We start from the raw sequence: 9,484 nt of genomic DNA, 5'->3' as shown, positions 1-9,484 counted from the left end.
GGAGCGGAGCCGTCCGGGATTGGGCCAATGTTTTGAGATGTTCCTGTTGTTCGGCATTCAACGTCAAGGGCGATTTCTGTGTGCTCCAGGGCATTCGAGCCTCCTTCAAAGGGGTGGTGGTCACAAGCCTCCCTATGATAGCAGGTCCGAAAGTAATGGTCTATATTTTAATGAAACTAACTACTAGTTCTGATCCGTTGATAAGAGCCCATCTGCTGCGTTCTCGATTCTCGGCTTCCTCAACGTACTTACTCCGTACGCCTCCGTCGCCTCGATTCTGCGGCCTTGCACCTGGGTCTTCTCAACGGTCAGGTTTTTGAAAAATGCGTGTTTCGAAATTAGGAGAAAGAAACCTTTTAAAAAAAATTTCTAAAATGTTTGGCTCCCGGCCGTCCTATCTTCGTGTCGGAATCGGCGACGATGCGGCTGTGGTCGAACCTCGAAAAGGATGGCATCTGGTTTACACAACCGATACCCTGGTAGAAAACATTGATTTTAATCTGGGGTATACGACGTATTGCCAAATCGGCGAGAAAGCCCTTTCGGCCAACTTGAGTGATCTGGCCGCTATGGGAGCTTATCCCAAATATTATTTATTAACCCTGGGAATCCCCTCCCGCACCCCTGTTTCGAAGATCATGGAAATTTTCAGGGGCTTGAAAAACACAGGAAAAAAAAATCATGTTGATTTAATTGGAGGGGACCTGTCCGAAGCCCCCGTTCTGATGATTGGTTTAACGCTGGCGGGAGAAATTAAACCCCGTTGCGCTGTCTTGCGCAATGGAGCCTCTCCCGGAGATTTGATATTCGTGACGGGCACGATAGGAGATTCCACGGCAGGGTTTGAACTCTTGAAAAAGAAACCCTCTTTCTCTAAAATAAACTCCGAAAGCAGGTTTTTGATGGCACGGCATCTTGCGCCATGTCCAAGGATTCACGAAGGTCAATTATTAAGCGAGGAGAGGCTGGCGACGGCTATGATAGACATCTCCGACGGACTTTCCACAGATCTTTTAAACCTGACGGAGGCCAGTCATGTCGGAGCAGACATCCGGGTCGATGAGCTGCCCCTTTCCCCTTCTCTGGTCGCCTATGGGAAAAAAATGAGAAAGAACCCTCATCGATACGCCCTTTCAGGCGGAGAAGATTTTGAACTGCTGTTTACCGTTTCACCGAAAAAGGTAAGCCGGATTGAAGACCTGATCGCCGGCAGAAAAATCATAGCAAAACCGATAGGAAAAATTACCTCAAAAAGAGGGATTCGGTACTTCGATCAATCCGGAAAAGAAATAAAAATAAAGATAAGAGGTTATGAACATTTTACATCCCATCAAAATCAACCATGATTGCTAAAATAAAACTTAAAATTAAAGAATTGTTGAACCTTAATGATTCACCAAAAAAAATCGCTTTGGCTTTTTCCGTTGGTGTTTTTATTGCTTTTTCCCCTATTTTGGGCTTTCACACCCTCATGGTGGTACTCGTGGCATGGCTTTTTCGTTTAAATCCTGTGGCGTTGATTATCGGTGCGTTTGTCAACAATCCCTGGACCTTTACCCCCCTTTACGGCGGGTGCCTCTGGTTTGGAGTTTATCTCTACGGCGGCGCTTCAGTTTTTCCACAAGTCTCGTGGCAGCATCTTACTTTCTTTGGTTTTATTGAAAATTTAAAACCCTATATCGGTCCATTTTTTCTGGGGACAACTCTCATGGGGATTTTTTTTGCCGTGATCTCATATTTTATTACCTATTATTTTATACGCCAATTTCGAAAGTCGAGATTGGACCTTGAAGTTTAGCCTGGGAACCATCATATTAAGAATGATGGTCTCGTAAGAATCATTCAATAACATCAAACATAAGGAGAGTTCTCGCATGAAACAGATTTTTAAAGTCTTAACCAGTTTTTTGATTGTCGTTTTCTTCATCGGATGCGCGACCGAAGGGGACAATGCCCGGGCCAAAAAAGGAACCCTCCTTGGAGCCCTTGGCGGAGCGGCCGTTGGTGGTTTAATCGGAAGCCAGAGTGGAAAAGCAGGTCAGGGGGCGTTAATCGGGGGTCTGGTCGGAGCCCTTGGAGGCGGATTAATAGGGAACTATATGGATAAACAAGCCGCTGAATTGGAAAAGGTCGCGGAGACCCAGAGAACCGAAGATGGAATTATCGTGACGATGAAGGACAAAATTCTTTTTGACGTCAACAAAGCGGAATTAAAACCCGAATCTAAAAATTCGTTAAGCAAAATCGCCGATGTCCTGAGGAGATATCCGAAAACAGATATTACCGTCGCGGGGTATACGGACAGCACAGGATCCTCAAAGAACAATCAGGACTTATCAGAAAACAGGGCAAAAGCGGTGGAATTTTCTCTGATTAACAACGGGGTTAAATCGAATCGTATAACAGCAAGGGGATTTGGAAGTGAAAATCCCGCCGCGGACAACAGCACGGCGGATGGAAGGGCTCAAAACAGACGGGTCGAACTGCATATTGTCCCGAACGATGATCTGGTTTCAGAAGCCCAAAAAGAACAAAAATAAAGATATGACAACATTCTTGCCCGGGTAGTTCGGCGCGCAGTTGAAGTGTTTGAGAAACAAGATTTGGCAATTGACTGGCTTAAACATCCCAACTGCGCTTTAAGAAACCAAGCTCCATTGAGCCTTCTCGATACCGAGTTTAGAGCCGAAAGTGTTATGGACCTTCTTGGGCGGATTGAAATTGTAGAACAGAAATAAGTAGGTGTCCCCAGAATTTGCAGGAGGAAAACCAGAACACATACGGTCCCTTAAGAATAGAAAACGCTGACCCAACGATCATGGCGTCCCAAGAATGGCGTGAATCTAGGAGACTTTAACTTGACTTTGGCAAAGGAAATTTTAATGAATTCTCTGCTCAGGACTTTATTCATCTTTATTCTCACTTTAATTAGTTTTGATCCGACGGTGAAGGCAGAAAGTTTAATGAATAAATGGGGAATAGGATTGCGCGGTGGTCCCTCATTTGTTACGCAGGATATTGCCGACCAGCAATGGTTTTCGAAACTTCAAATGTCCACCATGAATTAAAAACTATTTCCTGTCATAAAATAAAATTGAGTGATCCCGTCAGAATCAGCCCCTCTTCCGACTCCGAGCCGTAGCCTGAGTGGAACAAGATAGGAGAAAGTCATATCCATTTTAATTTCTGCTCCAAATCCTCTTCGGAAATCCGGCAGGGCGGTTTCCCGATCCCAGGCATTTCCTATATCAAAAAACAGAGCGCCATGCGTTCTGTTTAAGAAGAACGGCCATGATCGGTATCCGCGTTCAATATTATATATTGGGAATCGATATTCAATGGACCCAATCAATGCTTTATTTCCACGAAGTTGCCTGATGGGATAACCTCTGAGAAAGAAATTTGTTTGGTCAGGTTCGATAATTTCTTCTGTAAAATCAGGCCCCCCCACCTGAAAAGATCTATAGACCAAGTGATCTCCAGTTGCAAAAGCGCCCGTCAACCGGGTGGCAAGCACGTGATGAGGAAAGAAAAAATGGATATATTCATACCATCCCGCGATAAAGCGGTTTTGATTGAAATCACTCCCAATTTGATGACTCAACCAGTCATACTGTATCTGAAGGTGCCGACCGTTTTCCGGGCTGATCGAAAAGGCAAATTCTTTTGAGGTGTTTAATTGCCATGAGGAGCGTAAACTTTTTATGACTCCTGTTTCTGGAGGTTGTATTCCCATGGGAACGGTTGAAAGAGCGGAAAAAGTCTCAGTAAAATAACCTCCCTTTAACGTGTTTGAGCTTTTTAAAAAGTTCCATGAATATGAAATATCGAATTCTGCCCTGACTTTGTTTTCCCAGTAATCCAACTGATGCCCTTGTAAATCGGTCAGGAGATCGGGATAAATAATGGGCATATATGACAGTCCGGCATGAATAGTAGGGTAAAATGAGTTGTTTTCATATTGAAATGAGCCGGCAGGCCGGTGTGATAAGAACCCATATAACGCGGAAAGATCGTACCGATGTCGTCCCAATATGTCGGATCCGGCTGTCGTGCCTCCCAGTTGGAGACCCGATTCATCACCCCCTGCAATTGGAATCCAAAATCGCGGAAGGAGAGTAGGCCAGGGGGAATAAGACTCGAACGAAATTCCTGCCAGGGGCGTTGAAGAATCTGATTTTGATATATTATCAGAAAATATTTTTTCAAATTTCTGAGGGTTTTCTTTGGCCCATTTTATTTTATAAAGGTCAAAACCCCGACTATGATAAGCCGACAGAATTATTTCACGGCCATCAGTGGAAACCTCAGGTGTAAATCCCCCTCCCAGAAGATTGGTAATCTGAGACATTTCTTTGGTCTCAATGTTGTATGAGAAAATGTTATAGATACCGGTTTTATCGCTGGAAAAAAGAATTTTCTTTCCGTCAGGAGACCATGTCGGAGTCAGGAACATGAAGCGATCCTGAATCAACGGAATGATCTCCTTAATTTCCAAATTAACGAGATAGAGACCGTTTAATCCATTTTTCCATCCCGAGACAACGATAGAATGACCGTCAGGAGACCATCGAGGATGGCTGAAAATCATATTTGAATCCAGCCAGGTAACAGGTTCAATCAAGCCTGAACCGAGGGAAAATAGAACTAATCTATTTTCGCCGGTTTGGTTTTCGACTGCTACCAGACTCCTTCCATCCGGATTAAAATCGGGGTCTCTTAATCTTTTTCCGAAAGTTAACCGTTTCAGATTCCTTTTTTGAAAGTCATAGAGGTATAAATCGTTAAATTCAGAATAATTCCGGAAAATTTCCAGTTGAGCAAATGCCAGTTTCTTTCCGTCCCTGGACCAGGAAGAGCTAAATCCTAAATTTCTCGGAGCTAACTCGCGGTCAGAACCGGACCGGAGGTTTTTCAGGTGTAATGACGGGTAGTCGTCTTTATTAACCGACGTATAAACCAGAGAAATGCCATCAGGGCTTATCCTGGGTCCCAGGTTGTAATCTCCTCTTTGTGTAATTGGAGTCAGGTTGGAAATTCCGAGCGTTTCAAGGGAAATCTTTTTTTTCTGAAAATTTCTTGTTAATTCTTCTCTCCACTGGTTCCACAGAGATGAATAAGATTGTCCAAGAATAATTCGCGCGCTTGAATCTACAAAAAAAGGGACTACTTTTTGGCTATATTCCCGGGCCAAATCAATTAATACCTTTTCGCCGAATCTTTTCGCAAGGTAATCATAAAATCTGGCTCCAAACAGATACTGGATCTGATTTCCGGGCCAGCTGTCTTTTCCCCCGGCCTGATCTAATGTTGGAAAATTATTTTCAAGAACAGCCATCCGAAGAACCATTTCAATATAAGCATTGTCTCGTCGGTCGCTTACGCCAATGGCGCTTTCTTCATAGGTAGCCAATCCTTCAATTAACCAATCGGGTTGTAACAAATTTGGGAAAGCGCCATTGAAAACCAATAAGGGAAAAGGTTCCCGGCCAAAGATTTTTCGAATAACCGCGGAAGTCCCACCATTCATGTCAAGATGGAGAATATGCATATATTCATGAGCGATAACCTCCCTCAACCATTCATCGTATCCGACTAAAAAAGGAATTGGACTGGCGGGAGGGGGAGTTAGAGAAATATATATCGTGTTATGCGGAATGGGAATGGTTGCGCCAAAAGGACTGTCAATGCTGTCTAAAAGAATGAGATGCGTTTTCTCAGAAGGAGGGGGCCATTTTAGTTTTTCAACAAGGAGCGCGTGGATTTCTTCGGCTATGAGGGCCGCTTTTTTAGCTTGAACCTCCTCTCTTTCATGAAAATAGACCTGAAAGTGGCCTGTTTTAATGAGGTTCCACGAAAGGGAGGGGTCGAGTTTAGTCCCCCCCCTGAAACTGATTGCACATCCAGTGGTGAGAACCATTATAGATAATATAATGATCCTGCATAAATTTAATTTATAAAAGCGGGGCCAATTTTTTAAGAAAAACAATGGATTTTAATTATTGAGACTCCGGTTTTTTGTTCCCGTTGACTTCCGGTATGGCCTCAAGAATTTTACTCGTTACAAAGGGTCCATAGGTGGGCGACACTTTTGTTATAAAATCATCGGTAACATCAGGGTCATATTGGGTAAAGGCAAAACCTCCAAAAAAGGGAATCAGGCTTACTTCCAGCCAACCGAGTTCGGTCCATGTCCGATCGATTTCGGCTTCGCGAAATTCAAAGGTTGTGGGTACGGTAATTTGTTTAGCATTTGTGGTTTTCAAGTTTTGGATATTGATTGTCGTGTTGATGTCGGCTTGATAACCATAACCCCAGATCGCTGGCGCCCAAATTAAAAAACCAGGCCAGTTGACAAAGAAATTACTTGTTTTCCCTGAATATTTTGGAGCAATGGATATATCTAACAACATGTCGGCCTGACCCTGGTGAACGGCAGGATTAAAAGGATAGATGACCTTTTCAATCATGCCACCGGATTGATTTTGTAACGACTGAATAATTGCGAGGACATATCTTGAATCATCTTTATTAGCCGAATTGCCCGACATAATACCTATTTTAATGGACTCCCGAGCTGGAATTGGCGGAGGGGTAAAAAAGTTATCCTTGTTGGTAATGCGAAGAGCGTGGGAACAACCGGAAGTAAAAACCGTGATCAGAGTTAATAATAAAAATAATTTCACCTTAGTCATAGAATCCTCGCATATAATAAGAGTTTACTTTGAATCAATGTCGCTATCAATTTAATGACATATAAAGAAAAAGTCAAATCTATTGTTGTTTATTGATTAAAATGAAGGGGCCAGGGTTTGAAATGTAGGATTCTAGAAAAGACTCCCCAAAATGTACTTGTAAGATTTAGCTTCCCCTAGATACTTCCTGAACTCCGCAGTGACCTGACCCGTGCATTTCAGAAATAGTGTAGCTTCCATCCGGAATCAAACAATCTCAAATCCTTACAAGATTGACTTATTATATTTGATAAGTTATTATAGTCAATAATGTGGCGCATCAAAGAACATCGCATCATTGAAAAGACATGCCGAAAACTGCCGACTGAAGTGGTTAAGAAATATGAGCTGTGGAAGAATATTATATTTAGGCATGGCCCACTAAAATTAAGAGAATTCCCGGGTTTTCATGACGAGGCATTAAAAGGCACTCGAAAGGGGCAGCGTTCGTCACGTTTGAACCTGCAATACAGGGTAATCTATCTTGTTGAAAAAGAAAATGTGACAGTTCTTATTTTAGAAATCACACCCCATGAGTATTAGGAGAAATGATGAAACACCACAGTCAGACCGACTTTAAACCTGCAAAATCACATACATTTCTTAAAACAGGTGAAGTGATTCGCATGTTACGAGAGTTAAAAGGCTGGACTCAAGTAGACTTGGCCAAACACTCTGGAATCAATGCGCCGAATCTTAGCCTTTTGGAGAACGAGAAGATAGAAATAGGGAAAAAACGCGCGGAGCAACTGGCAAAGGCTTTCGGAGTGCATCCGGCCGTCATTATGTTTCCAGAGTATGATGCCAAAGAAATTGAACGAGCTGCTTGACGATTTCCCCTTAGGTTATAGAATTCGCCCCAGATTTGTACCAGCTATCCTTAGATTTTGTCATGCCGTCTTTTCATTGATTAGCAGGTGAACTCATCAAAAACCAGGCAGGAATACACTTCTCGTTTCAGCAGTTCATAGCGGTAAGCTCTAAAATTCAAATATGAAGATCCCTCTCGGACCGTGCGACGAGCAGGCTATTTTGAAGATAACCTTTGATCAACGAACCGGAGTGAGCCATTCTGGGTGGGTTTTACTGGTTCCTCTCACAATACCAAAAAACTGGTCCTGCAGCTTTTTGGTCACGGGGCCCGGTTTGCCCTCACCGATTTGCCGTCCATCCACTTCACGAATCGGCGTAATTTCCGCGGCGGTTCCGGTAAAAAAAGCTTCGTCGGCAATATACAGCTCGTCCCGGGTGAACCGTTCTTCTCTAAACGGAATATGGTTTTCCTTTGCCAGAGAAATGACGGAGTTTCTGGTAATTCCATCAAGGATTGACGTGAGAGGAACGGTTTTAAGTTCTCCCTTTCGGACCATAAAGATATTTTCTCCGGGACCTTCGGCCACATATCCATCGGGATCGAGTAATAACGCCTCATCAAACCCCAGCTCCTTCGCTTCCAGCTTGGCCAATTGGGAATTCACATAATAACCGGTCACTTTTGCCCGGGTCATGCTGACATTGACGTGATGCCGGGTTAAAGAAGAAATTTTTACGCGAATCCCGTTTTTAATTCCTTCGTCTCCAAGATAGGTCCCCCAGGGCCAGGCGGCAATTATCACCTGAATCGGGTTATTTTTAACATAAAGGCCCATTTCCCCATATCCTATAAAAGCGAGGGGACGAATATACCCTTCTTCAAGTTGATTGGTTTTTACCGTTTCCACCGTTGCATCGACAATTTCTTTTTGACTGAAAGGAATCTTCATCCGGGTAATGTGAGCAGATTGAAAAAGCCGTTCGATATGGTCCTGGAGCCTGAAAATAACACTTCCCTGACCGCTTTTATAACAACGGATCCCTTCAAAAACACCCAGGCCATAATGAAGCGCGTGGGTCAACACATGGACTTTCGCGTCTTGCCAGGGAATTAATTTTCCATCCATCCAGATAAACTTTGTTTCTTTTAACATAATAAAAACTCCATCTATTATATTCAGGGGCCTTCGAGAAGAACACTTTCAATGCCCCCGAACCCCATGTTTCGCTCGGTCTAACTACGACCATTCCCAAGTCCGTCACTGGCAAAGCCAGATGCTTCACTTTTATAGAGATTCAGGGTGAGACTTCAAATTCGACCGTCGTCTCTATATGGACCGTATCGTGGTCGCGATTGGACACTTTTAAAGTCACGGTATGCTTTCCAGGCGGTAATTTTCCCAACGACCTGGGCGACCGTTTAGTCGTTCCTTGACCTTCGCCATCAAGGAAAACATGGATATGATCCCCATTATCGCGCAGACCGTGAACCAGTTGATAACTTAACAAGACCTCCTGGCTCGCAGGTATTTTTTCCCCAGGTTTTGGGGCCAAAATGGTAATTTTAGAAGCCCCGATCGTCGTAGGCGTATCTTCAGCAAAAATGGATGAGCAAGTCAAAATTGAAGAAAACAAAACCAAACCGCTGAAAATATATTTTGACACCTTCATGATCTCCAATATAGCATATCCTTATAGGCAACAAAAGAATTTAAAAACCCAAAAACCTTTTAAAAAGGAGGACAAATGAACCCTTTCTTAACTCTGATCGGAAGAGCTTTAGCTGCGTTTATCTTTTTGCCTATTCTCCAGAATCTATGGGTAAATAAAGGGAAGGGATAGAAATAAAAGAGCATTGTTTTCCAGAACTGTATTAAGATGTTTACTTTTGCGAAGAGAACACTTAAGGCAGAGGAAGGAAAACAATGCTAGTAAAG

At 43.2% G+C, this 9,484-nt stretch carries 10 protein-coding genes; 6 read left to right on the top strand and 4 right to left on the bottom strand.

Going from position 1 to position 9,484, the window contains the following annotated elements; translation table 11 throughout:
• The first annotated feature begins 323 nt into the window (after positions 1-323).
• From thiL to HYR79_12210, 5 genes are all read left to right on the top strand, one after another.
• Positions 324-1,346: a thiamine-phosphate kinase gene (gene thiL, locus HYR79_12230; GenBank protein MBI1822466.1), complete on the top strand. Its 1,023-nt coding sequence runs from the start codon at positions 324-326 to the stop codon at positions 1,344-1,346.
• Positions 1,343-1,798 (top strand): DUF2062 domain-containing protein, encoded by a 456-nt coding sequence (locus HYR79_12225; GenBank protein MBI1822465.1) that lies wholly within the window; start codon positions 1,343-1,345, stop codon positions 1,796-1,798. The genes thiL and HYR79_12225 overlap by 4 nt, the downstream gene beginning before the upstream one ends.
• Positions 1,799-1,874: 76 nt before the next feature.
• Positions 1,875-2,540 carry an OmpA family protein gene (locus tag HYR79_12220; GenBank protein ID MBI1822464.1) on the top strand — a complete coding sequence of 222 codons (666 nt, stop codon included), beginning with the start codon at positions 1,875-1,877 and terminating at the stop codon, positions 2,538-2,540.
• A gap of 12 nt (positions 2,541-2,552) precedes the next feature.
• Positions 2,553-2,738 carry a DUF2384 domain-containing protein gene (locus HYR79_12215; protein MBI1822463.1) on the top strand — a complete coding sequence of 62 codons (186 nt, stop codon included), beginning with the start codon at positions 2,553-2,555 and terminating at the stop codon, positions 2,736-2,738.
• A gap of 144 nt (positions 2,739-2,882) precedes the next feature.
• Positions 2,883-3,068: a hypothetical protein gene (locus tag HYR79_12210; GenBank protein ID MBI1822462.1), complete on the top strand. Its 186-nt coding sequence runs from the start codon at positions 2,883-2,885 to the stop codon at positions 3,066-3,068.
• On the opposite strand, the gene HYR79_12205 is transcribed toward HYR79_12210, so the two are convergent.
• Together HYR79_12205 and HYR79_12200 are read right to left on the bottom strand one after the other, a co-directional pair.
• Positions 3,065-5,920 carry a PD40 domain-containing protein gene (locus HYR79_12205; GenBank protein MBI1822461.1) on the bottom strand — a complete coding sequence of 952 codons (2,856 nt, stop codon included), beginning with the start codon at positions 5,918-5,920 and terminating at the stop codon, positions 3,065-3,067. The two genes, HYR79_12210 and HYR79_12205, sit on opposite strands and share 4 nt — an antisense overlap.
• A gap of 79 nt (positions 5,921-5,999) precedes the next feature.
• Positions 6,000-6,695, bottom strand: coding sequence for a hypothetical protein (locus HYR79_12200; GenBank protein MBI1822460.1), 696 nt, complete (start codon positions 6,693-6,695; stop codon positions 6,000-6,002).
• Between the two features lie 587 nt (positions 6,696-7,282).
• On the opposite strand from HYR79_12200, the gene HYR79_12195 reads away from it, so the two are divergent.
• Complete coding sequence (locus HYR79_12195) at positions 7,283-7,564, top strand: helix-turn-helix transcriptional regulator (protein ID MBI1822459.1); 282 nt, start codon at positions 7,283-7,285, stop codon at positions 7,562-7,564.
• A 219-nt stretch (positions 7,565-7,783) separates the two neighbouring features.
• On the opposite strand, the gene HYR79_12190 is transcribed toward HYR79_12195, so the two are convergent.
• Both HYR79_12190 and HYR79_12185 read right to left on the bottom strand, forming a co-directional pair.
• Positions 7,784-8,701 (bottom strand): branched-chain amino acid transaminase, encoded by a 918-nt coding sequence (locus HYR79_12190; protein MBI1822458.1) that lies wholly within the window; start codon positions 8,699-8,701, stop codon positions 7,784-7,786.
• A 142-nt stretch (positions 8,702-8,843) separates the two neighbouring features.
• A complete protein-coding gene (locus HYR79_12185; GenBank protein MBI1822457.1) occupies positions 8,844-9,218 on the bottom strand; it encodes a hypothetical protein in 375 nt (124 codons plus the stop codon).
• Positions 9,219-9,484 lie beyond the last annotated feature (266 nt).

This window comes from Nitrospirota bacterium, assembly GCA_016178585.1.
Lineage (GTDB): Bacteria > Nitrospirota > Nitrospiria > JACQBW01 > JACQBW01 > JACOTA01.
The sequence above is the reverse complement of the archived record's forward strand: the minus strand, read 5'-3'. Positions and strand labels throughout refer to the sequence as shown.

Excerpts from the sequence above, each read along its gene's own strand:
- HYR79_12195 (MBI1822459.1), top strand. The coding sequence starts at position 7,283 with ATGATGAAACACCACAGTCAGACCGACTTTAAACCTGCAAAATCACAT.
- HYR79_12190 (MBI1822458.1), bottom strand. The coding sequence starts at position 8,701 with ATGTTAAAAGAAACAAAGTTTATCTGGATGGATGGAAAATTAATTCCC.
- HYR79_12220 (MBI1822464.1), top strand. The coding sequence starts at position 1,875 with ATGAAACAGATTTTTAAAGTCTTAACCAGTTTTTTGATTGTCGTTTTC.
- HYR79_12185 (MBI1822457.1), bottom strand. The coding sequence starts at position 9,218 with ATGAAGGTGTCAAAATATATTTTCAGCGGTTTGGTTTTGTTTTCTTCA.
- HYR79_12205 (MBI1822461.1), bottom strand. The coding sequence starts at position 5,920 with ATGGTTCTCACCACTGGATGTGCAATCAGTTTCAGGGGGGGGACTAAA.
- HYR79_12210 (MBI1822462.1), top strand. The coding sequence starts at position 2,883 with ATGAATTCTCTGCTCAGGACTTTATTCATCTTTATTCTCACTTTAATT.
- thiL (MBI1822466.1), top strand. The coding sequence starts at position 324 with ATGCGTGTTTCGAAATTAGGAGAAAGAAACCTTTTAAAAAAAATTTCT.
- HYR79_12200 (MBI1822460.1), bottom strand. The coding sequence starts at position 6,695 with ATGACTAAGGTGAAATTATTTTTATTATTAACTCTGATCACGGTTTTT.
- HYR79_12225 (MBI1822465.1), top strand. The coding sequence starts at position 1,343 with ATGATTGCTAAAATAAAACTTAAAATTAAAGAATTGTTGAACCTTAAT.